General features: G+C 65.5%; 26 protein-coding genes and 1 pseudogene. 19 read left to right on the forward strand and 8 right to left on the reverse strand.

The features are described 5' to 3' along the window. Positions 1 to 89 precede the first annotated feature (89 nt). The 4 genes from GR168_RS23355 to GR168_RS23370 all read left to right on the forward strand — a co-directional run bounded on the left by GR168_RS23355 (position 90) and on the right by GR168_RS23370 (position 3,468). Entirely contained in the window at positions 90 to 803 is a 714-nt protein-coding gene (locus tag GR168_RS23355; protein ID WP_159372054.1) for a PAS and ANTAR domain-containing protein, read from the forward strand. Positions 804 to 1,178: 375 nt separating this feature from the next. Next, on the forward strand, positions 1,179 to 1,604 hold the full coding sequence (locus tag GR168_RS23360) for an STAS domain-containing protein (protein WP_159372055.1): 426 nt from the start codon (positions 1,179 to 1,181) through the stop codon (positions 1,602 to 1,604). A 10-nt stretch (positions 1,605 to 1,614) separates the two neighbouring features. Next, positions 1,615 to 2,106 carry an ATP-binding protein gene (locus tag GR168_RS23365; RefSeq protein WP_238995119.1) on the forward strand — a complete coding sequence of 164 codons (492 nt, stop codon included), beginning with the start codon at positions 1,615 to 1,617 and terminating at the stop codon, positions 2,104 to 2,106. Between the two features lie 45 nt (positions 2,107 to 2,151). Beyond that, positions 2,152 to 3,468, forward strand: coding sequence for an IS256 family transposase (locus GR168_RS23370; RefSeq protein ID WP_014928678.1), 1,317 nt, complete (start codon positions 2,152 to 2,154; stop codon positions 3,466 to 3,468). A 255-nt stretch (positions 3,469 to 3,723) separates the two neighbouring features. On the opposite strand, the pseudogene GR168_RS24090 reads toward GR168_RS23370, so the two are convergent. Beyond that, positions 3,724 to 3,870: pseudogene (locus GR168_RS24090) on the reverse strand (Mesocentin); the annotation flags it as partial. Between the two features lie 852 nt (positions 3,871 to 4,722). Continuing rightward, the gene (locus GR168_RS23380; RefSeq protein WP_159372057.1) at positions 4,723 to 5,310 is read right to left on the reverse strand and encodes an HNH endonuclease; all 588 of its coding nucleotides are present in this window, start codon (positions 5,308 to 5,310) and stop codon (positions 4,723 to 4,725) included. 572 nt (positions 5,311 to 5,882) lie between these two features. Here GR168_RS23380 and GR168_RS23385 point away from each other — a divergent pair. Beyond that, positions 5,883 to 6,902, forward strand: a complete 1,020-nt coding sequence (locus tag GR168_RS23385; RefSeq protein WP_039993135.1) for an IS481 family transposase — start codon at positions 5,883 to 5,885, stop codon at positions 6,900 to 6,902. Here GR168_RS23385 and GR168_RS23390 read toward each other — a convergent pair. Both GR168_RS23390 and GR168_RS23395 read right to left on the reverse strand, forming a co-directional pair. Then, positions 6,858 to 7,118, reverse strand: a complete 261-nt coding sequence (locus GR168_RS23390) for a hypothetical protein (RefSeq protein WP_065629393.1) — start codon at positions 7,116 to 7,118, stop codon at positions 6,858 to 6,860. The genes GR168_RS23385 and GR168_RS23390 overlap by 45 nt on opposite strands. Positions 7,119 to 7,217: 99 nt before the next feature. Continuing rightward, on the reverse strand, positions 7,218 to 7,424 hold the full coding sequence (locus GR168_RS23395; RefSeq protein ID WP_238995120.1) for a helix-turn-helix transcriptional regulator: 207 nt from the start codon (positions 7,422 to 7,424) through the stop codon (positions 7,218 to 7,220). 368 nt (positions 7,425 to 7,792) lie between these two features. Here GR168_RS23395 and GR168_RS23400 point away from each other — a divergent pair, with 368 nt between their 5' ends. The 3 genes from GR168_RS23400 to GR168_RS23410 all read left to right on the forward strand — a co-directional run bounded on the left by GR168_RS23400 (position 7,793) and on the right by GR168_RS23410 (position 9,670). Beyond that, complete coding sequence (locus tag GR168_RS23400; protein ID WP_159372058.1) at positions 7,793 to 8,803, forward strand: hypothetical protein; 1,011 nt, start codon at positions 7,793 to 7,795, stop codon at positions 8,801 to 8,803. Between the two features lie 124 nt (positions 8,804 to 8,927). Beyond that, a complete protein-coding gene (locus tag GR168_RS23405) occupies positions 8,928 to 9,299 on the forward strand; it encodes a hypothetical protein (protein WP_058253460.1) in 372 nt (123 codons plus the stop codon). Between the two features lie 101 nt (positions 9,300 to 9,400). Next, entirely contained in the window at positions 9,401 to 9,670 is a 270-nt protein-coding gene (locus tag GR168_RS23410) for a hypothetical protein (RefSeq protein WP_058253459.1), read from the forward strand. Positions 9,671 to 9,858: 188 nt separating this feature from the next. On the opposite strand, the gene GR168_RS23415 is transcribed toward GR168_RS23410, so the two are convergent. Further along, entirely contained in the window at positions 9,859 to 10,095 is a 237-nt protein-coding gene (locus GR168_RS23415; protein ID WP_159372059.1) for a helix-turn-helix transcriptional regulator, read from the reverse strand. 125 nt (positions 10,096 to 10,220) lie between these two features. After that, entirely contained in the window at positions 10,221 to 10,598 is a 378-nt protein-coding gene (locus tag GR168_RS23420) for a hypothetical protein (RefSeq protein ID WP_159372060.1), read from the reverse strand. Positions 10,599 to 10,704: 106 nt separating this feature from the next. Here GR168_RS23420 and GR168_RS23425 point away from each other — a divergent pair, with 106 nt between their 5' ends. From GR168_RS23425 to GR168_RS23440, 4 genes are all read left to right on the forward strand, one after another. After that, on the forward strand, positions 10,705 to 12,474 hold the full coding sequence (locus tag GR168_RS23425) for a DNA cytosine methyltransferase (protein ID WP_203235967.1): 1,770 nt from the start codon (positions 10,705 to 10,707) through the stop codon (positions 12,472 to 12,474). A 115-nt stretch (positions 12,475 to 12,589) separates the two neighbouring features. After that, a complete protein-coding gene (locus tag GR168_RS23430) occupies positions 12,590 to 13,258 on the forward strand; it encodes a type IV toxin-antitoxin system AbiEi family antitoxin domain-containing protein (RefSeq protein WP_203235962.1) in 669 nt (222 codons plus the stop codon). Continuing rightward, positions 13,258 to 14,289, forward strand: a complete 1,032-nt coding sequence (locus tag GR168_RS23435) for a nucleotidyl transferase AbiEii/AbiGii toxin family protein (RefSeq protein WP_159372062.1) — start codon at positions 13,258 to 13,260, stop codon at positions 14,287 to 14,289. Before GR168_RS23430 ends, GR168_RS23435 begins: the two co-directional genes overlap by 1 nt. A 218-nt stretch (positions 14,290 to 14,507) precedes the next feature. Next, the gene (locus GR168_RS23440; RefSeq protein WP_159372063.1) at positions 14,508 to 15,020 is read left to right on the forward strand and encodes a hypothetical protein; all 513 of its coding nucleotides are present in this window, start codon (positions 14,508 to 14,510) and stop codon (positions 15,018 to 15,020) included. A gap of 102 nt (positions 15,021 to 15,122) precedes the next feature. Here the strand turns inward: GR168_RS23440 and GR168_RS23445 are convergent, their stop codons facing one another. Both GR168_RS23445 and GR168_RS23450 read right to left on the reverse strand, forming a co-directional pair. Beyond that, entirely contained in the window at positions 15,123 to 15,623 is a 501-nt protein-coding gene (locus GR168_RS23445) for a hypothetical protein (protein WP_159372064.1), read from the reverse strand. A gap of 32 nt (positions 15,624 to 15,655) precedes the next feature. Then, positions 15,656 to 15,910, reverse strand: a complete 255-nt coding sequence (locus GR168_RS23450; RefSeq protein ID WP_159372065.1) for a hypothetical protein — start codon at positions 15,908 to 15,910, stop codon at positions 15,656 to 15,658. Between the two features lie 114 nt (positions 15,911 to 16,024). Here GR168_RS23450 and GR168_RS23455 point away from each other — a divergent pair, with 114 nt between their 5' ends. The 7 genes from GR168_RS23455 to GR168_RS23485 all read left to right on the forward strand — a co-directional run bounded on the left by GR168_RS23455 (position 16,025) and on the right by GR168_RS23485 (position 19,327). Next, positions 16,025 to 16,699 carry a DUF6349 family protein gene (locus tag GR168_RS23455; protein WP_159372066.1) on the forward strand — a complete coding sequence of 225 codons (675 nt, stop codon included), beginning with the start codon at positions 16,025 to 16,027 and terminating at the stop codon, positions 16,697 to 16,699. A gap of 121 nt (positions 16,700 to 16,820) precedes the next feature. After that, positions 16,821 to 17,069, forward strand: coding sequence for a helix-turn-helix transcriptional regulator (locus tag GR168_RS23460; protein ID WP_159372067.1), 249 nt, complete (start codon positions 16,821 to 16,823; stop codon positions 17,067 to 17,069). Positions 17,070 to 17,377: 308 nt separating this feature from the next. Next, positions 17,378 to 17,614, forward strand: coding sequence for a glutaredoxin-like protein NrdH (gene nrdH / locus GR168_RS23465; protein ID WP_159372068.1), 237 nt, complete (start codon positions 17,378 to 17,380; stop codon positions 17,612 to 17,614). 79 nt (positions 17,615 to 17,693) lie between these two features. Then, positions 17,694 to 18,110, forward strand: coding sequence for a hypothetical protein (locus tag GR168_RS23470; RefSeq protein ID WP_159372069.1), 417 nt, complete (start codon positions 17,694 to 17,696; stop codon positions 18,108 to 18,110). Continuing rightward, the gene (locus GR168_RS23475) at positions 18,107 to 18,529 is read left to right on the forward strand and encodes a hypothetical protein (protein WP_159372070.1); all 423 of its coding nucleotides are present in this window, start codon (positions 18,107 to 18,109) and stop codon (positions 18,527 to 18,529) included. The genes GR168_RS23470 and GR168_RS23475 overlap by 4 nt, the downstream gene beginning before the upstream one ends. 3 nt (positions 18,530 to 18,532) lie before the next feature. Then, positions 18,533 to 19,099 (forward strand): DnaB-like helicase N-terminal domain-containing protein, encoded by a 567-nt coding sequence (locus GR168_RS23480; RefSeq protein ID WP_159372071.1) that lies wholly within the window; start codon positions 18,533 to 18,535, stop codon positions 19,097 to 19,099. 21 nt (positions 19,100 to 19,120) lie between these two features. Further along, positions 19,121 to 19,327, forward strand: coding sequence for a hypothetical protein (locus tag GR168_RS23485; protein WP_159372072.1), 207 nt, complete (start codon positions 19,121 to 19,123; stop codon positions 19,325 to 19,327). Positions 19,328 to 19,397: the final 70 nt, after the last annotated feature.

Genomic DNA, 19,397 nt, shown 5'->3' on the forward strand with positions numbered 1-19,397 from the left:
GTAACGCCCACCGAGGGGGATACATATTTTTCTGACGGAACGATGACCCTGCTGCCGGTGGGTCTCCCAGTGATCAGGAGTATGCACGAGTGTCTGATGGGTCCGAGGGGGCCGAGCGTCCCTCCGACAGCACCGACTACCAGCGAGTGGCGACCTTCCGGTTCTGGTACGACACCGAACAGTGGGAGTGGAGCCCCGAAGCGGCTGTCCTGCACGGCTACCCGGCCGAGCAGATGACGCCCACCACCGACCTCCTCGCCTCTCACAAGCATCCTGAGGACCGCGCGTCCTTCCTCGCGATGGTCGAGCAGATGCGCGTTCGCCATATCCCCTTCTCCAGCAGACATCGCATCATCGACACCCACGGCCAGGTGCGCCCCGTCGCGGTCATCGCCCACGCCATCCGCGACGACACCGGCCGGGCGGTCGGCACCGAAGGGTTCTACCTCGACCTGGCCGATTACACCAACGACTCCGTCCAGGCCGAAGTTGACGGCCACATCCGCGCCTTCCGCGAACACAGTGCCGTCATCGAACAGGCCAAAGGCATGATCATGCTCGTCTACGGCGTGCCCGCCGACCGAGCCTTCGACGTACTCACCTGGCGGTCCCAAACGTCCAACACCAAACTGCGGGTTGTGTGCGAAGCCATCGTCGCCGCCAGCACACAGCTACGCGCCAGCGACGACATGCGCCGAGACTTCGATCACCTCATCCTCACCGCAGCCGGCCCACCGGCCACCCCCGAGGACACCACGACAGCGCACCGCCACCACGACGAACCGACCTCGTCCACCGAGTAGCCGAGCGTGCTCCGGACAGCCGAGCCTCGGACAGCACAGTGCACCAGTTTCCGACATCCGCATCCACATCTGATTCGACGAACCGACGATCCGCCAGCTCGAATGCGTATCGCGCAATCGGATGTGCAATCTCGAACGTGGTGTCGTGTGACCGTCGGGCGAGGTCCCCAGGCGAGACCCGACGAAGGGCTGCCGCGCCTGACGTCCTCGCCCGACCGCATCGCTGTCGGGCGGGCGACCATGACAAAATGGGTAGGCCGGTGCAGCAGGTAGCCGTCGTCATGTCGTCGGTCGGGGCCGTGGCCACACAACAGCTGTGTGGCCCCCCTTCGATGGAAGCGAGAGTCACCAGTGCAGCCAAACAACCCTGACGCCGTGGTCAACCCTGACGCTGTGGTCGTCGACGACAGCGGAGACAACGCCGGCCGTGCGTTGCTGACCATCGTCTCCGCCCAGCACGAAGAACTGGTGATCCTGACCGTGCAGGGCAGCATCGACGTGCTCACCGCACCACAACTGTCCGAGGCAGTAACGAACGCGTTGACCGGCCAACCGCGCGGCCTGATCATCGATCTGACCACCACCGACTTCCTGGCCTCAGCCGGCATGGCCGCGCTCGTCGCCGCACACGAGGCCATCGCACCGACCGGACTGTTCGGAGTCGTCGCCGCCGAACCCGCGACGTCGAGGCCGCTGACACTTATGGGCCTGGACCAGACGATCGTCCTCTACCCCTCCCTCGCCCACGCCGTCACCTCCATGACCGACCCCACCGGAATGAGCGGCACCCCGACTGAGTAAACACCGCGGCGTGGACTCATCACTGCACCTCGATGGCGACTCCACCGGTGACTTCCAACGCTCGGTCGAGGCCACCGCCGAAGCCGCCTACACACTGCGCGAACTGTTCACCCTCTGGGTCACGGCCACCGTCGACGCCGACACCGAACGCCGCGGCGACATCGTCCTGGCCGTCTACGAAGCAGTCGCCAACGCCACCGAACACGCCTATAAAGACACCGCCGCACCCGGAACGGTCACCGTGCGCAGCCGACACCGACCCAACGGCGTCCTCGAAATCACCGTCACCGACACCGGAACCTGGGACCCCAGCCCCTCAGAGCGCTTCCGCGGCCGCGGACTAGCACTCATCACCGTGCTCAGCGACACCAACGCACTCACCACCGGACCCGACGGCACCACCGTCACCATGTGCTGGCAGCCGATGCGGGACTGTCGTGATGTCATAAGGGACTGTCGTGAGAACGGTGTAAGTGGCGGGACTGTCGTGAGAACGGTGTAAGTGGCCTTACCGCCCTCGGTGTGTCGGGGGCAGGAAGGTCGCATCATGACCGACACTCTGGTGGCTGTGGAGCCATCTGATGAACACGATGACGGGATCGTCGAGGTGCCTGCGGACCGCAGCGTCGATGAACTCGAGGTAGCCCGCGAGCTGGTCCGCCAGGCCCGGGAGGCCGGGGTCCGCCTGACCGGTCCGGATGGGTTGCTCAAAGCGATGACCAAAACGGTGCTCGAGACGGCGCTCGATGAAGAGATGTCTGAGCATCTCGGTTACGACAAGCACGACCAGCGTGGTCGCGGGAGTGGCAACTCGCGCAACGGGTCTCGGTCGAAGACCGTGCTGACTGATGCGTGTGGGCAGGTCGAGATCGATGTCCCGCGGGATCGGGCGGGCACCTTCGAGCCGCAGATCGTGAAGAAGCGCCAACGCCGCTTGACTGATGTGGATGAGGTGGTGTTGTCGCTGTATGCCCGTGGGCTCACCACCGGTGAAATCAGCGCCCATTTCGCCGACATCTACGGTGCTGCGGTCTCCAAAGACACGATCAGCCGGATCACCGACCGGGTGCTCGAAGAGATGGCCACCTGGCATGCCCGTCCGCTCGAACGCGTCTACGCCGCGGTGTTCATCGACGCCATCCATGTCAAAATCCGCGATGGGCAGGTAGGGCCCCGGCCGATCTACGCCGCGATCGGGGTGGATCTGGCCGGGCATCGTGACGTGCTCGGGATGTGGGCAGGTGAAGGCGATGGTGAGTCGGCAAAGTACTGGCTGGCGGTGCTTACCGAGCTGAAGAACCGGGGTGTAGCCGACATCTTCTTCCTCGTCTGCGACGGGCTAAAAGGCCTGCCGCAATCGGTCGGGGCGGTCTTTCCCGACACGGTGGTGCAGACGTGTGTCATCCATCTGATCCGGGGCACATTCCGCTATGCCGGCCGCCAGCACCGCGATGCTATCGCCAAGGCGATCAAACCGATCTACACCGCCCCCACCGCTGCAGCCGCGGCCGAGGCGCTGGATGCGTTCGACGCCGAGTGGGGGCACCGGTACCCGGCAGCTATCCGGTTGTGGCGCAACGCATGGCAAGAATTCATACCGTTCCTCGACTACGACATCGAGGTCCGTAAGGTGATCTGCTCGACGAATGCGATCGAGTCACTCAACGCCCGCTACCGGCGCGCAGTGCGGGCTCGTGGGCATTTCCCGAACGAGCAGTCGGCGCTAAAGTGCCTGTACCTGGTGACCCGGTCGCTCGATCCGACCGGCACCGGACAGAAACGATGGACAATGCGGTGGAAACCAGCACTCAACGCATTCGCCATCACCTTCGCCGACCGCATGCCGGCCAGCGAAGACAACTAACCGAAAACGCCACTTACACCGTTAATCTGATACTCCCTGTCATAACGCAACATTATCGGCGTAATGTGGTGTGGCGCTGTATGTTTCGTCACCAGTGACGAATGTCTGTTGGTTGTCGTAACTAGGAGGCAATGACAGCATGGGTGCGTAATCGACTCGGGGGCGGGTAGGACGAAGCGGACGTTCTTGCGCTGGATCTGGCGACTGACGAACCCTCTGGCCAGCCCTGTGGCAGGCGTCGCTCCGTGGTGGATCATCCTGATTGCGTGCGCAATACTCTTGGGTCAGGTTGTTGCCGGTGGAACCGTCGGCGCCGGTAGGGCCGCCGTTGACGGGATCGCCGCGGGCGTCCCACGATCCGCTCTTGGCGTGCGCGGCGACGTGGACGCCCAGATAGCTGCCGGTGGGCCACTTCGTGGCGGTGTTGTGCGCGCAGTAGTCGGATTTCTGAACTAACTCTGCTGCAACGGGTTCCGCTGTGTCGGTTAGTTAATTTTCGGCGTAACACCACTGTTGCGTGGTCTCGTCCAATTCTCGTCTCTCGAGGGTGATGGTGAACCCGAACTGCTCGAGTGGTAGCAGGCTCGACTGTTCGCGTGTCCATGTTGGGTTCGAGCGAAAGAGCAGGTAGTTTCCGTCCTCCAGCTCGGTGGTTGCCCACCAGCCCGCGTAGCGGCAGGACAGGTCAAGGGAGAGGTCGGACTCCGTGGCGTAAGTGGCAATGGAGATCGGGCATGCTTCTCGTTGAAGCAACGCTGCGCGGTCGATGCGTGCTGATAGAGGTCGATCGTCATTCCTCGGTACGCGATGTCAGTCGCGGTATTGGGAAGACAAACTGCCGCAATCCAGTCTTTGACCGTTCCGGTGATGACCGGACCCTGCCTGCTAGGTGTGGTCTCGGTCTTGTTCTGCGTATGTATGACGATCGCACCGACTATGGCGAGCGCCATTACTGCAACAACGACGCCAATGACGACAAGTGGACGACGACCCGGGCTACGCCTTCCCGGACGAGTAGCCAAATCCCATTCGTCTCCGTCCCACCAGCGGATACGGCGATCGTCAACCGGATCCGGATACCAGCCGGGCGGCATGTCAGGGGTGCCCATGATGCACAAATGCCCTTCAAAGAGACCCCGCAAACGTCGCCTGCTACGCCGTTGAGCTGGGGCATTGGCCGCATCCCTCGGACGAGTCGCTGGGCACGTGGGTCAGGATGACCAGATATCACCGAGGCCCTGTCATCCTGGCGGTTCAGGCAATCTCATCTCGGACTGCCACAGTCGCGGACAGCCACCGTCTCAGGTACGAGTGTGCGTCGAGTAGCTGTGGACGGCGATGGAGGTAGTCGACGAACCAGGCCGTAAGACCGTCCCAGGTGGCGATGTCGCCGGCAGGGAACTCTGTCCAGCCCAGTTCGTCGAGTGTCCAGTGAGCTTTGGCGGAGTTACGCAGCATAGATGTGGTCACCCAGTTGGTGCCGTCGTCGGGCCCGCCGCGGGCAACGGGGACACGGTGGTCGATCGACGGGAACAGTTCCCAGAAGCCGATGTGGGTTCTGGTCATGTTCCAGTGCGGGTCAGCGGGGAACTGGTCTGGCAGCACGATGGACAGCAAGCGCAGCGCCCCGGGATGTACGAGACGCTCTCCGCTGTATCTGTCGGTGAATCCGTCGCGGTAGAACACTCGTAAGCTCTGCCGCTCGGTGTAGCGGCGTGCGACCTTAGCGGTGGATACGAAGGGGTATTCCGTGGCGAGAATGCCGGCTGCGCGGTCGTCGTCGCCGCCGGTCAACGCGGCGCAGGCATCGGCGAGCACGGCCGCCTTGTCTGTGTACGACATCGACGTCATAGCTGCCAATGCCGGTGTCGTAGCTGTTCGGCGGTGAAGTCCATCCAGCGACGGTATCGGTTATTCTGTCGGGCCGCGCGGCTGCGCCGGCGCGGCAGTCGAGGACATCGGCATCTCAACGGGAGACTATTGCACTTGAGAGTTGGCGGCGGGGTCAGGCCTACGCTCAGTGGCGGGATCGACGATGTAGTGCTTGTGGTCCTCGCCGGTGATCAGGTGCCGGGGTTCCTGACAGAGAACGGAGGTCAATTCACCGATGATCGCCTGCGTGGTGTGGTAGAGCTGTGCACGCCGCTCGCCAGCGGCGCGGTGGGGACCTGGACGAGGTCGTCAAAAGCGGCCGCGTACGGGCGGATCATCCTGACGAGGCCGCGTAAACCGTGGGCGACGACAGTGCCGTCCTCCCGGAGCGCCACACCGATCCGGGCATAGCTCTTCGGGCCGACTAGCTGTACTGACCCGGGACGTTAGGTACGGCGTTCGGCGAGTCGACGTGACATAGGGAAGACCTCCGAGTGAGGTGTGGAGCTGTCTAGGAACCGCTCCTCAACCCGGAGGTCTTCGTGTCTCACCGTAATTCACCGTTGTCCCCGACTGGCCGGTTGCGTCTGGCTCGGTGTGTTGTCGAAGATGGGTGGCCCTTGCGCCGCGCGGCTAACCGGTTCAACGTGTCGGTCACCACGGCCAAGCGATGGGCGGATCGCTACCGCGAATCGGGGCCGGCCGGGATGGGTGATCGGTCCAGCCGGCCCCGATCGTGTCCGCATCGCACCCGCCGGCGCCGGGAACGCCGGGTCGTCGGGTTACGCGTCTCCCGTCGCTGGGGGCCGGCCCGGATCGCGTTTCACCTGGGGTTGAACGTCTCCACGGTGCACCGCATCCTGACCCGGTACCGATGCCTGCGGTTGTCGTGGATCGACCCGGCGACCGGGGCGCCGGTACGTGCCCGCCGGCGCGAGGTCCGCCGGTATGAACGTGAAGCGCCCGGAGACTTGATCCACGTCGACATCAAAAAGCTCGGGAGAATCCCCGACGGAGGTGGACATCGCGTACACGGCCGCGCCCAGGGCGCCCGCAACTCCAGTGCCCACCGCGAGCCTGGGCGAACCCGCAAAGTTGCTGGCCGCCCGAACCTGGGGTACGCGTATCTGCATCACGCCGTCGACGACCATTCCCGCTACGCCTACTCCGAGATCCTCGCTGATGAGAAGAAGGAAACCGCGACCGCGTTCATGACTCGGGCGTTGGCGCACTTCGCCTCGATCGGTGTCACCACCGCGCGAGTGATGACCGACAACGGCTCTTGTTACCGGTCCCGGGTATTCCGGGACTTGTTGGACGAAAACGGGATTAAGCACAAGTGGACCAGACCGTACCGGCCGCAAACCAATGGCAAGGTCGAACGATTCAACCGGACCCTCCAGGAGGAATGGGCCTACGCCCGTCCCTACCTCAGTGAAACCGAACGCGTCGCAGCCTTCCCCGAGTTCCTTCGCATCTACAATCACGAACGCGGCCACACCGCACTCCGAGGCAACTCACCCGCCGACCGCGTACCCAACCTGGCGGGTCAGTACAGCTAGCGATGCGGACGTCCCGTCACACCGTTCCACGCTTGTCGTCGAGCACGCGCCTGTCCGGTCGTTGTGTCCATTGGCTTCGATTGCGACGTGTCCGCCGGCCACATAGAACATCGCCATCCGATAGCCAGCCTCCATGGCCTTGGCACCCGACTCACCGCCAAACTCACCGCCAGGGGTGAAGAGGTTGACGATGGTGTTGGTCAATCCGGTGAACATCAGGTTCCTCCTGCGTCGGTTTGTTGCCTGCTGTGCGGCGTTGTCCCAGGTCGTCGACTCGCAGTTACCTTCTCACGAAGGTCCGACAGTCTCGCCGAATCAGTCGGGCAGCAGGTGCGAGGCGGCAATGCCGAAGTGGTCGGCGATCCGGTAGAGCGTTCCGATGGTGATGTTTTCGCGTCCGGCCTCGATCGCCGACAGGTGGGTTCGGTGCACGCCAACAGCTTTGGCTACTTCGGCCTGCGTCTGACCGCAGCTGGTTCGCGCGTCGCGCACACGCTTGCCCAGCTCCTGAAGTCTCTCCACGGTGTTGACTATATCCCACACGCATGTAGACTAAAACCATCACCGCTGATGATGGGGTGAACCTTCGCTGCCGACTCGGGCAGAAACAAAAGTGGTCCGTGGGTGCTGGAACACCCACGGACCCGACGCACACCACGGAAAGGGCCGTGACATGCACCAATGCGCCACTCTAATCGAACAAGCCTCGGGCTATCTTGCCGCCGACCACACCATCCGCCGCATCACCCCGAGCGCCCGGGCGAGCGCCGCAGCGGCGATCCTCGCCCACTACCCGCCGACCTCGGCGTTCGATGATGGATTCCGGCAGCGGCTTGTTGAGTTCACTCCCCCCATGGCATCTGCCGATCACCGAAAGGGGATGTAGAACAATGGAGTTCACAACTCTCGGAGTCCTGGCCGACGCAACCCCCCTCAAGCCGGAAGCCCCTGAGGGCCTCATGCAGCTGGCGTCCGACCTCGGATGGGGGGCCTCGATCCTCGGGGTGGTCATCCTGCTGGGGGCAGGCCTGCGGGCCGCCATCGCGAAGCAAACGGGCGAAGTCGCCGCCACCGTCGCTCCACTTGCGATCGGCGGTGTCATCCTCTCCTCCGTCGGAGCCGTTCTGACTCTGGTCGGCCCCGACCCGGATCAGGACAGGCAGCCAACCACCGACGCGCCCCCCGCGCCGACGCCGCCGGCCCCCGCCCCGACCGAGCAGACCCCGATCGAGCAGACACCGTCGGCACCCGAGGCGCCCACCGACTACACGACGCTGTGGATCATCTGCGGAGCCGTCGCGGCCAGCCTCATCGTCATCGCTGTCGCGGTTCTCGCCTACCACAAAATGAGCCAAGCACGTTCTCGCCGAGACGTTCTCGTCAAGAGCACACGCGCTCAATGGACCAAGGCGGCCGACGTCCTCGGCACCATCGACGCCGACTACGCCGCCTATCACGCCGACCTCGCAGACCGGCTCTTCACCCGCCCACTCCTCGACGACACCAACGACCCCCACACCGCGGCGTTCCTCGACGCCTACACCGCCGCCCGCGCCGCCGCCTACGACTCCCGGCCCCTGGACAGAGACCTCGCCGAGCGAGCCGTCACCACTGCCCTGGCGGCCCGCGACGCATGGAACACCGCCTCACGCCACGCCCGCGACACCGGCCTGAGCATCCAACCCGCCAAACGCGAAAAACTCACCCGAGCACGCAAACTGCTCGACCAGGCGCTCGACCCCACCATCACCGACGCCTACCGCGACAATCTGCTCGACCGCATCACCACACTCATCGCCGAAGCCGGCGCACGACGCATCCCGCCGGTCCGGGCGCTCGTCGCCGAGTCCGTGCAACGCCAACTCGACACCCAGGCCAAGCGCCCGCAACTGCAACGATGACCCAGCTGACGGGCGATTCGGGCGCGCGATGCACGCCACGGCGTCGGTGCGGCATGTTATGCACACACAAAGACAACACCCGAATCGCTCTCGAAGAAGAACCCTTCGACCTACAAGGAGAAACATGAACTGGGTGATCTGGTCCCTCAACGTGGCCGTCATAGTCCTCGCGATCGCCGTCATCGCCTTATGGAGATTCCCCATCGGCAACTTCGGTTGGTTCCAACGCCTACTCCGCGCCCGGAAGCGAGCCCTCGCCGAAGGCCACACAGAAGACTGGCATGACGACGCCTGGTACGACGCACTCGCCGCACACGGTATGCGCATCAACGATCCAGACGCCCCGCTCGCACCCGCCGGCCACGAGGCAGAGTTCACCAGGCGCCACCCTGGGCCGACACCGCCGCCGCGGCAGCCCGCAAGCATGGTCAACCCCATCCTCGCGCTCATCGCTGTAGCCATCGTGGCCACGGTCAGCACGCTGGCGCTCAACTAGACCATCAGGAGACCACCATGTGGACTCATCAGTGACCAGCAACAGGTTTGCTCTCAAAGGCCACGCGAACTGTCACCCACCCCGCGAGGAGAGATCCCCTCATGAACTTGCCTTCGGCCCACAGCGTCCTGACACCCCGTGAGTTCGCGGCTCTCCTGCGCGTTGACGCCCGAGCCCGTCGACGACGAGTCCGTCTCACTCATAACCTCGACTACGAGACGTTCTACGCCGGGCTCGCCAGCTCGATCGACGACCAGCCCGACAACGTCGAGTTGGCCCGTAAAGTGCTCACGCTCTGGAACAAGGACCAGAACTGGTTGCGAGCACGTCGCACACGAACCTTCGCGATCGCCTCGACCGGCGACATCTGACCACCGATCACCACCACCGATCACGAAGGACGTTCTTCTGAGTTGCCACACCCAAACCGAAGATCGTTCCTCACAGGATAGGAGGGGAGGGCGGCGAGCTCCCCCGAATGTGCAGCCCCCTCCCCTCCGTCCTGGTTACGCGCGACGGCGACCAGCCGGTGTGGGTCTTCACTGAGGGTCGTGGAGGGTTAGTGCCCGATCTGTTGAAGTAGTTGCGAGATCGGCACTTTCAGCGCTTCGGCGATGCGCGCCAGGGTGATGATGGTTGCTCGCCGCGATCCGTCTTCCACGCCGCGCAGCATGTTGCGCTCGACGCCGGCCTCGAGACCCAGGGCCCGCTGACTGAGGCCCAGTTCCTCGCGGCGAGTCGTGATCGCTTCTCCGAGAGCGCGTAGCAATGCAGGTTCGTCGATGTCGACGGCCATGACGGCTCCTCCTCCCCTGTCGCCCGCCAGGTCGGCGGGCGCACTCGGCGTGGCTGAGCCTACCGGCGAGGTCGCCACGGGCGGCAGCACGACGGCGGTGCGCCCGGTCGGCGCGGGACAGCTGCTCACTGCGCGGGTTTCACGATCGTCAGAGTCAGCTGGTCGTCGTCGATGTGCTCGTCGAACTCCTCGACAGCCGGCCAGTGGTCACAGACGTACTGGTCGCGCTCGGAATCGTCCATCGCTGCCCACTGCTGGGGCAGCGGGCCGACGTAGCGCTGCACCCGGCGTACCAGATACGACCGCTCGACAACCTCGGTGCGCGCCAGTTCGGGCATCGCTTGCTCGACCAGCCCGACGAGGGCGGCGGCCGCGTCATGTTCAGCGTCGACATTGCCTGCGAGGTCGCAGGCTTGGCGCCACCGCTCGATGCCTGCGGCGATTGCTCGCGCATGAACGCTCATCGGTCTTGCCGCGCAGGTGTTTTCGGTGGTCGTGGCCATGTGCTGCTCCTTCTTTCCTCCGTGCCTCAGTGGTTGCCTATAGGCTACCGTTAATGGTAGTCTATAGGCAACCACTAAGGATGGAATGAGCGAGGAAACGACGATCATGGGGCACATCATCTCGAAGACAGCGGAACATCGACCGGCGTTGCGTCGCAGACGTTTTCGCCACGACAATCCGACCGCGCTGGACTTGTTCTCAGGATTTGGCGGATTCACCCAGGGCATCGAGGCCGCCGGTTTCGACACGATCGTCGGGGCGAACCACAACCGCTACAAGGTCGAGGTGCACGAGGCCAACCACCCGCACGTCGAGCATTGGATTGCTGATCTGATCAACACCGACTCCGGCACCTACCACTCGGTGCGTGAACTCCCTGCGGCCGATCTGCTGGTCGCCGGGGTGACCTGCACCAACCACTCGCAGGCCAACACCCAGCGTGCCTACGCACAGGGACTGACGTTGTTTGACCTCGACGACCCCGAGTTCGAGGAACGTGCCACACGTTCCGAGCGGGACCGGGCAACGGCCAACTGCGTGCTGCACTACGCCGATCAGCACCATCCCCTGCTGATCCTGGTCGAATGCACCACCGAGTTGCAGTCCTGGGGTCCAGCGGTCCCCGGCCGACGCAAGGTCGGTGACGGCTCGACGTATCGGTGGTGGCTGCGCGAGATCACCAAGCTCGGCTACGAGCACAAGGTGCTCTACCTCAACTCGATGTTCTTCGGCGTCCCACAGAGCCGGGACCGGCTCTACATCGTGTTCTGGGACCGCACACTGCCCGCCCCCGACCTCGATCACCGCCCGCAGGCGTGGTGCGGTCCCTGCGATGAGGCCGTCGAGGCGATGTGGGCGTGGAAGACCGGGGTGCCCGCCAGCGGATCGGTGCGCTACGGCAAGCAGTACAACTACCGGTGCCCGCGCTGCTTCGGCGAGGTCTCCCCCACCGCCACACCCTCGCTGACCGCCCTGGACCTCACCCACCTGGGCACCCGGATCGGCGAGCGGACCAAACCGCTGGCCCCGGCGACCATGGCCCGCGCCGAGCGGTGCCGTCAGAAGTTCGCCGAGTTCCCCGCCGTGCTGATGCCGGCCAAGGCCCAACGCGGAGTGGAACGCCACCCGCTGCAACCGATGTCGACGCAAACCTCGCAACAAGAGACTGCGCTGCTCAGTACCGGCGCGATCATGGTCGCGGCCGGAAACACCTTTGAGCGTCCCGGGTCCTCGTGCCGGGCCAGGATCCTCGGTCAACCGCTGTGGACCCAGCCCGCCACCAACACCACCGGCTTGATCACTCCCCCGATCGCGATGGCCGTCAACAACTTCCAGGGAGCACCACGCGGCATCGACGAGGCCCTGCCCACTCAGGGCGGGTCGGAAACCCTGAGCATCCTGTCCTCAGGTGTGGTGCCCTTCCGCAAACACACCACCCCGGCCAGCCACGCCCAGGCCATGCCTACCGTCACCGCCGAGCAGACCCCCGGCTTGCTCACCGCCGCCGGTGACCCCGCATTGCTCGCAGGCTGGTTCAAACAGAACGGCAGCACCGGAACCGAGACCGCCGCCCACCCGCTCACCGATCCCCTGGGCACCATGACCAGCCGCGACACCACCGCCCTGCTCGCCGCGCACTGGCGCGACGCCCTCGCCGAGATCTCCCTCGAAGAGTGCTTCTTCCGCATGATGACCCCCCACGAGGTCGGCCGCGGATGCGGATTCGACCCCGACTTCGGCGACCACAAAGGCACCTTCACCGTCTGGGGTAAAGGCCGCGACCAGATCGACGGCTACGGCAACGCCGTCACCCCACCGGTCCCCCTGTGGATCGGCACCCGACTCCGCGAGGTCCTGCACCCCCGCGGCGCGTAACGACCACCGGCCCCGGCGTGACCAGCCGCGCTGGGGCCGGTCAGACCCACACCCCAGCAGGAGAGGAGCGGTTCTCGTGCCGGTCACCCACCGCCCCGATTGCTATTATTGCTGCATGATCGACGCTGGCCGGTGGGGCGCGATCCGCGACCTGGCGGATCGCCAGTTCGGCCTGTTCACCACCGCCCAGGCCCGCCACCTCGGCGTCGCTCCCTACGTACTCGCCCGACTCGCCGAGCGCGAGTCCATCGTCCGGGTGCATCACGGCGTCTACGAGCTCCCCGAGTCCTCGGCCTGGACGACTCTCGGTGACTGGGCGGCACAGTGGCTGGCGCTACACCCCGCCGCCGACATCGAGGACCGCCGCGCCCACCCCGACAGTGTGGTGAGTCACGCCGCTGCCGCCCAAGTGCTGCGGCTGGGTACGATCACCGCATCCGGGCTCGAGCTGAGCAGCCCCCACCGGATCAACGTTCGCGATCCCTCGGTGCGCACCTGGCGCCGGCCGATCGGTGACCGCGGCCGCGACTGGGACCTCGTTGACGGACTGCCGGTGACCACACCCGCCCGTACCGTGGCTGACCTGCTGTTCACCCACGGCGACGGCGGGCACATCGGGACCGCGCTGCACACCTGCCTGAGCGAGTCACTCGTCGGCGCCGACGAACTGATCGCAGTGTGTGACCGGGCCGCGCCGCGCTGGAACTACGCCTCGGGCGCCGAGCTGTTCGCCTCGCTGCTCGATCAGGCCCAGATGCCGGCCGAACCGGTGCTGGTCGGCTGATGCCGTATGCGTCCGAAGAGGCCTTCCGCGCCGGACTGAGAGCCCGCCTGTCCGCTGAGGCTCGCACGAACAGGTTCAGCCGCGACGAGCTCGCCCAAACCGTCACCCTCCAGTTGTTCCTGGCCCGGCTGTTCCGCTCCCCCGACGCCGACCAATGGATTCTCACCGGCGGCACCGCCCTGCACTTCCGGGCACCGACCCAAGCCCGCCCGACCGCCGACGCCGACCTGGCCACCCGCCTCGACGCCGAACACATGCAGCGATCGCTGCGCCAGGCCGCCCAACCCGGCCCCGGCGACTTCGGCGAGTTCGACGTCAGGATCACCGCGACCCGTAGCCCAGGCTTGTTCGCCGGACGTATCCACTACAACATTGCCGGACAACGGTTCTCCAACGCCAAACTCGACATCGCCACCCACCGGGAGATGCTGCTACCGCCCGAGATGTTGAGCCCTCACCCAGTGCTCGCGCTCGACGAACTTGACCCCATGCCCGTGATCCGGATGCAAGCTGCCGCCGAAGCGGTCGCCGACAAGGTCGCCGCGCTCTACGAGCTACACGGCCCCCACGGCGACACTCCCTCGACCCGCGCCCACGATCTGGTCGACCTCGTCATCCTCGCCCGCACCCAGTCATTCGACGCCGATCAGCTCCACACCGCGATCCGCCACCAAGAACACCGCCGCGGTCTGACGATCCCGGTGCCGTTGGTCCTGCCCAACCCGACCTGGGAACGTGACTACCCTCAGCACGCCGTCCACAGCGGTTTGCCGGCGAACCTGCACCAGCCCGACGCCGCGCTCACGGCTGCCAACAGCCTCATCGAACCGGTCCTGACACGCGCAACGGGGCACGGCCGGTGGAACCCCGACCACGGTGTTTGGACGTCGGAGAGAACACGCTCGATCGCAGAACTACTCAGCGACACCCGCGTCCCACGCACGGCGCCCCGTACACCCGCACCCGAGACATCCAGCGGGCCGCAGTCGTCAAATGCAGAGCCCTCGCGCAATTACGGACCTGAGTTGTAACACGGGGCGGTACGGGCGATCCGATGCATGCGGGTTGAACCGTGACGGAACCTACAGACCGACCCGTTCCGGCGGGCCCCGCGCGTAGCGAGAGAGACCCGTATGGCGCCGCGCGACGTCCAGCTAGATACTGACCGCAGCGAGCTAAAGGAGCCCGCTGGGCGAGAGGGGTAGATGTAATGACTTCTGGTCAACCCGGCCGACCCCCCGAATACATCGTGGCCGAGTACGAAGCGGCGACCGCCGCCTACCTGGCGTACGACTCCTATCGGTGGCAGTCAGGTTCTCTGCTGATCGCAGGGGCATTCGTCTTTCTGGGCCTGCTTGCGTCGGCACCTACAGACGAAATGATCGATTTCGGAGCGTTCATCGTCGCATTCGTGATGTCGCTGTGGCTGTTGTACTCCCAGCATCATCGAAATCTGTTCCTTTTCAAACTCGATCGAGTCGCTGAGTTGGAGGCTCAAATGGGCGGTGAACAGAACTTGCGATTCCGAGGGGCGGGCGCCAAGCAGTACCGCCGTGTCGGTCCCGCTGGACACCACATGGATCGCATCATGGCACTCGGGTTATGCTGCGCCGGTCCAGGTCTCGCTCTGCTGAAAGGCTCGGCCGGACTCTTCTCGATCCTGGCAGTCCTGCTGGCAGTTGGCAGTGCTACGTGGGTGATAGTGCAGGAGCGCGCTGCGCAGGCACTAGTAGCTGGCCCTGTTTCCCCACCGTCACCATGAACTTCCTCATCGTGACTGTGCCCCTGGCATCGAACCATCCGCGCGGGCCGAGTTGGGTGTGGTGACAAGTAGTTCACGTGTCCCACCAGCGAGGGGCCGACTCTACTCTTCTCGATAGATCGGGCAGCCGCAGAAGGTGTCGCAGGAGAAGCTCCAGGTCGGGTGGGCGGACTGGGTGTGTACTCCCCAGGGGTGTCCGCATACGCAGTCGGGGAAGAACTGCCGGTCCCAGCGGTCGCAGAGGTCTTCGACGGTGAGCGTTGCTGACGGGTAGCCCACGGCGCCACGGAATCCGACACACTGGTACTTCGACCAGGTGGGGTCGACCTCGACCGGACAGCCGAGGTACCCCAGGTCGTGATTGATGACCAGCCCGTAGTCGAAGGTGTTCTCCCCGCAGCGTCCACACCAGTCCTCCCCTAGCGGGACGGGCAGGCCGTCGGGTCGCCCGGCGCGGCGTTGTTCCCACAGCTGGCGCAGGGTGGCGACTTCGGTCTCGAGGCGGCGCTGCTCTTCGATGCGCTCTGCGGTGCCGTCGAGCAGGTCGAGCAGGTCGAGCAGGTCGATGTCGTCGTGATCGGATGGTGTGTGGCGGCGTGCCATGGCACAGCTCCCCTCGTCGAGGTCTCAGGTGGTTAGTCGGCGGCGTAGATCGGCGTGCGGGTCAGGAACAGGCATTCCCGGTTCTCGTCATCCGCCAGGACGACCCCGATACCGGTGGTGAGGATTTCGGCGAGACCGAGTGCCCACCTCGACCAGGTCAGATCGACCATGGAGTGCACGTGCTCGATGGGTACCAACTCGGCGTGGCCGGTCTGGAGCACGCTGGTGGCGCGGATGATCTCACGCGCGCTCGGACTGGCGGCGATGTTGCTGTAGCTCCACGACATGCGTTGCCCCTCTGCTGAATGCTGATGCGACCGTGCGACTTCCGGCGATACGCCCTCCGGAAGCGTGTACCCCATAGGGTTCACAATATGCACCCTATGGGGTACAGTCAAGTCATGACCACAACCACCCTCCCGACGACAGCGATCGCGGTGCCCTCGCCCGGCCAGCAGCTCGATATGTTCGCCGAAGCGGCCCGCGATGAACGCGAGACCGCCGAACGCACGACCGGCGTGCCCAGGCTGTATACGTTGCGGTGCACCGCGATTGCCGACTACCAACACGCGATGACGCAGTGGAGCCAGGCGTGGCCTCACCTTGCCTGCCTGCGCGACTCGCACGGCTGGCACGTCGCGATCGGTGAATACGCGAGCAGTCGGGAGCCGACCAGTGCGTGCATCCCGATCACCTTGCAAACCGACCTTCGATGCAACCGGACCTCGCACCGCGGCTGCCTGTGCGTGGGTGATCTGGTCTCGCGCAGCTTCTGCCGAGGATGCGGCTGGCACTCCGAGGTCGTCGACGACGACACCGACGCGGCGCTGCTGGGTCTGGACCACTGCTTCCCCGGATGGCGCGACGACCCGATCGTGCCCTCGGCGCCCTACGACGACGGCCCCAAGCGCCGCACCCGCATCAACTGGGAAACCACCGTCGCCGAACTGCACGGCGCCGACCGTCCCCAGGGCTATCCGATGATCACCCGCCGCGGACCGCACGGGTGGCGAGCAGTGCCGGGCCGGTCACTGTGGGGAGGCTACGACGTCGCCGCTGAAACGCTCGGCCGATGACCGACTCCACCGATGGTGCCGTGCCCGGCCTGTCTGCCGGGTACGGCACGCACTCGCCCTCCCCGGCTCTGGCAAGCTCAACACCACACGATCACCGACCGCCCCCGAGAGGCCCGAATCCATGTCGAGCGACCCGTCCGCCGTCAGCGTTGACGAGACCGCCGTCATGGCCGCCGTCGGTGCGGCGATCGTCGCCCGCCGCACCGAACTCAAGATCAGCCAGCAAGCCCTGGCGCGTACCGTCGGCACCAGCCGGACCTTCCTGCGCGGCATCGAGGCGGGCGAGCGCGCGCCGACCGTGGTCACACTCACCCGGATAGCCCGCGCCCTGCACACCACCCCCAGCGCGCTCATCGCCACCATCCGCTGACGCCGGCTCCACTACATCCGGCGGCGCTGATGCCCGCCCTACGAGGGCCGCAGCCCTCTTGCCTACCGGCATAGTCCCACAACCACCCGTTCATTCCCTCGCGTATTTCGTCGCGCTTTCTGTAGTGCTTTCCGAATGAATTATAAGAATCCTCGACGAGAGGAGTGTGTGGGTATTCGAATGACCCCTAACAGCAGGTCGAAGTACAATCACCTGATCCGTGAAATACGTTGCAACCCTTGCAGATACAGTCCTTTAGGTATAGAATAGAAGAAAGCAAACAGCCTATGAGGGAAAGGTTTAAGGAAATGACAATCACCGTGTACACAAAGCCCGCTTGCGTCCAGTGCCACGCCACTTACAAAGCGTTGGACAAGCAGGGTTTGGCCTATCAGGTGGTCGATATCAGCGCCGACGACGACGCCCGCGAATACGTGATGAGCCTGGGTTACCAGCAGGCCCCGGTCGTGGTGATCGACGACGGCCAGCAGTCATGGAGCGGATTCCGCCCCGACCGAGTGAAGGCGCTCGCCACCGCCGCCTGACCCGCCAGCCCCCGCAACCGGGTGTCGCACTTGCCGTCGACGACACCCAACCCCGCGACGCCGACCAAGGAGACCCAGGATGAGCCGTCCATCCACCACCCGCGCCACCACCAACTACACCGGCCCGTGGACCTTCGGTGGCCTCGCGATCGCCGCCGACAACGCCTCGCTGTGGGCCACCCCCGCCGCAGCGGATCCCGCCGACACCTCCGCACCCCAGGTGCAGGCCACTCTGGCTAACGTCGACGACGATCTCGTCATCACCATCGACGTCCCCGCCGGCCACATTCACGCCGTCACCGTCACCGAGGCGGGACTTCAGGTCACCGTTGCCGACATCGGCCCGGACTGCTGCCGCATGTGCGGAGAGCACTTCAGCAACCCGCACACCCCTGGATGCATGGTTGGAGCCGCCGACGAGGCCGCGCTCGCCGCCCAGGACGACACTGCGATGCTCGCCGCCCTGCGCGCCAACGCCGAACGGCGTCCCCGATGAGCGACACTCTCGACGCCGCTCTCGCCGACATCACGGCCGCCACAGGGTTGGTGTTCACCCGCACCACCTTCGGCCCGCGGCGCAGCGGGCACCTCGCCTACACCCGCACGCGCGACGCCGTGGTGATGATCGACAACGACTGGCAGGCACTCACCGACAGCGGCGCCGGCTCCTTCGCGTCGAGCAACCCGCGATGGACGCCCGTCCACCCGATCGTCATCGCCGTCTACAAAGACGGTGACCTCACCCGCCTCCCGCTCACGGAGGTGTCCACCCGCCTCGCCGACATCGATGTGCTTCCCCACCTGCTCGATCAGGCCCTCGAACTGGCCGAGCGGGCCCGCCGGGAGTACGGCCACTTCCTCGGCTACGACTACGACGGCCGCGGCGACACCGAACGACGCCGCCAGGTGATCTGACCCATGCCCGCCGAGACCCCACCCGACCCGTCGGCGAGCGCCGCCGCCCACGACGATGCGGCGCTCGCCGACGGCCACGGGTGGGCCAGCGACACCGGCCACGCCGAGGTCCTGTTCCTCTCGGCGCTGCTGTGGGCCACACCAGCCCACCACGACGACCTCGCTGACATCGTCGGCCTGGTCCACGCCAAGGACTTCTACGTGCCCGCCCACGGCGAACTGTTCACCATCATCGCCGACCTCATCGCCGACGGGGCCAGCCGCGCACACGACGCCACCACCGTCGCCCACGAACTACGCCGCCAAGGACGCGCCGCCACCCTCGGCGCCGAGCACCTCACCCGTGCACTCGTCGCGGCGACGTCCGCCGGCGCCGACGGCATCCAGGCACGCCACTACGCGGCGATGGTCGTCGCCGATGCCTACCGCCGCCGCTACCGCGCCGCCGGAGACGGCATCACCCACGCCGCCGACCACCTCCCCGAAGCCGAACTGTGGGAGTACATGTGCGCGCACGGCATCGCCCTGCGCGAACACCGCACCCGCCTGTCCGCCCTACGCCCGAACTAAGACATCGAAAGGAACACCGCCATGCCCACCGACATCCGATACCCGGCCGCCGACCTCGCCAAGCTCCACGCCGACGCCTACACCCTGCGCCACGTCGACAACCTCACCTGGGACCAGGTCGCTACCGCCCTCGACGAACCCGTCGCCGTGGTCAAGGACTGGGCGCAGACCTACATCGACCGCACCGACGCCGCCGCCGCCGAACAACAGATGTCGCTGTTCGACTGACTTTCGAGGGACTGTCGTGAGAACGGTGTAAGTGGCCTTACCGCCCTCGGTGTGTCGGGGGCAGGAAGGT

Source organism: Gordonia sp. JH63, from assembly GCF_009856645.1.
In the GTDB taxonomy this organism is placed as follows: domain Bacteria; phylum Actinomycetota; class Actinomycetes; order Mycobacteriales; family Mycobacteriaceae; genus Gordonia; species Gordonia hongkongensis.

Excerpts from the sequence above, each read along its gene's own strand:
- GR168_RS23370 (WP_014928678.1), top strand. The coding sequence starts at position 2,152 with ATGACCGACACTCTGGTGGCTGTGGAGCCATCTGATGAACACGATGAC.
- GR168_RS23380 (WP_159372057.1), bottom strand. The coding sequence starts at position 5,310 with ATGTCGTACACAGACAAGGCGGCCGTGCTCGCCGATGCCTGCGCCGCG.
- GR168_RS23390 (WP_065629393.1), bottom strand. The coding sequence starts at position 7,118 with ATGTTCACCGGATTGACCAACACCATCGTCAACCTCTTCACCCCTGGC.
- GR168_RS23400 (WP_159372058.1), top strand. The coding sequence starts at position 7,793 with ATGGAGTTCACAACTCTCGGAGTCCTGGCCGACGCAACCCCCCTCAAG.
- GR168_RS23405 (WP_058253460.1), top strand. The coding sequence starts at position 8,928 with ATGAACTGGGTGATCTGGTCCCTCAACGTGGCCGTCATAGTCCTCGCG.
- GR168_RS23410 (WP_058253459.1), top strand. The coding sequence starts at position 9,401 with ATGAACTTGCCTTCGGCCCACAGCGTCCTGACACCCCGTGAGTTCGCG.
- GR168_RS23415 (WP_159372059.1), bottom strand. The coding sequence starts at position 10,095 with ATGGCCGTCGACATCGACGAACCTGCATTGCTACGCGCTCTCGGAGAA.
- GR168_RS23420 (WP_159372060.1), bottom strand. The coding sequence starts at position 10,598 with ATGGCCACGACCACCGAAAACACCTGCGCGGCAAGACCGATGAGCGTT.
- GR168_RS23425 (WP_203235967.1), top strand. The coding sequence starts at position 10,705 with ATGGGGCACATCATCTCGAAGACAGCGGAACATCGACCGGCGTTGCGT.
- GR168_RS23430 (WP_203235962.1), top strand. The coding sequence starts at position 12,590 with ATGATCGACGCTGGCCGGTGGGGCGCGATCCGCGACCTGGCGGATCGC.
- GR168_RS23435 (WP_159372062.1), top strand. The coding sequence starts at position 13,258 with ATGCCGTATGCGTCCGAAGAGGCCTTCCGCGCCGGACTGAGAGCCCGC.
- GR168_RS23445 (WP_159372064.1), bottom strand. The coding sequence starts at position 15,623 with ATGGCACGCCGCCACACACCATCCGATCACGACGACATCGACCTGCTC.
- GR168_RS23450 (WP_159372065.1), bottom strand. The coding sequence starts at position 15,910 with ATGTCGTGGAGCTACAGCAACATCGCCGCCAGTCCGAGCGCGCGTGAG.
- GR168_RS23455 (WP_159372066.1), top strand. The coding sequence starts at position 16,025 with ATGACCACAACCACCCTCCCGACGACAGCGATCGCGGTGCCCTCGCCC.
- GR168_RS23460 (WP_159372067.1), top strand. The coding sequence starts at position 16,821 with ATGTCGAGCGACCCGTCCGCCGTCAGCGTTGACGAGACCGCCGTCATG.
- nrdH (WP_159372068.1), top strand. The coding sequence starts at position 17,378 with ATGACAATCACCGTGTACACAAAGCCCGCTTGCGTCCAGTGCCACGCC.
- GR168_RS23470 (WP_159372069.1), top strand. The coding sequence starts at position 17,694 with ATGAGCCGTCCATCCACCACCCGCGCCACCACCAACTACACCGGCCCG.
- GR168_RS23475 (WP_159372070.1), top strand. The coding sequence starts at position 18,107 with ATGAGCGACACTCTCGACGCCGCTCTCGCCGACATCACGGCCGCCACA.
- GR168_RS23480 (WP_159372071.1), top strand. The coding sequence starts at position 18,533 with ATGCCCGCCGAGACCCCACCCGACCCGTCGGCGAGCGCCGCCGCCCAC.
- GR168_RS23485 (WP_159372072.1), top strand. The coding sequence starts at position 19,121 with ATGCCCACCGACATCCGATACCCGGCCGCCGACCTCGCCAAGCTCCAC.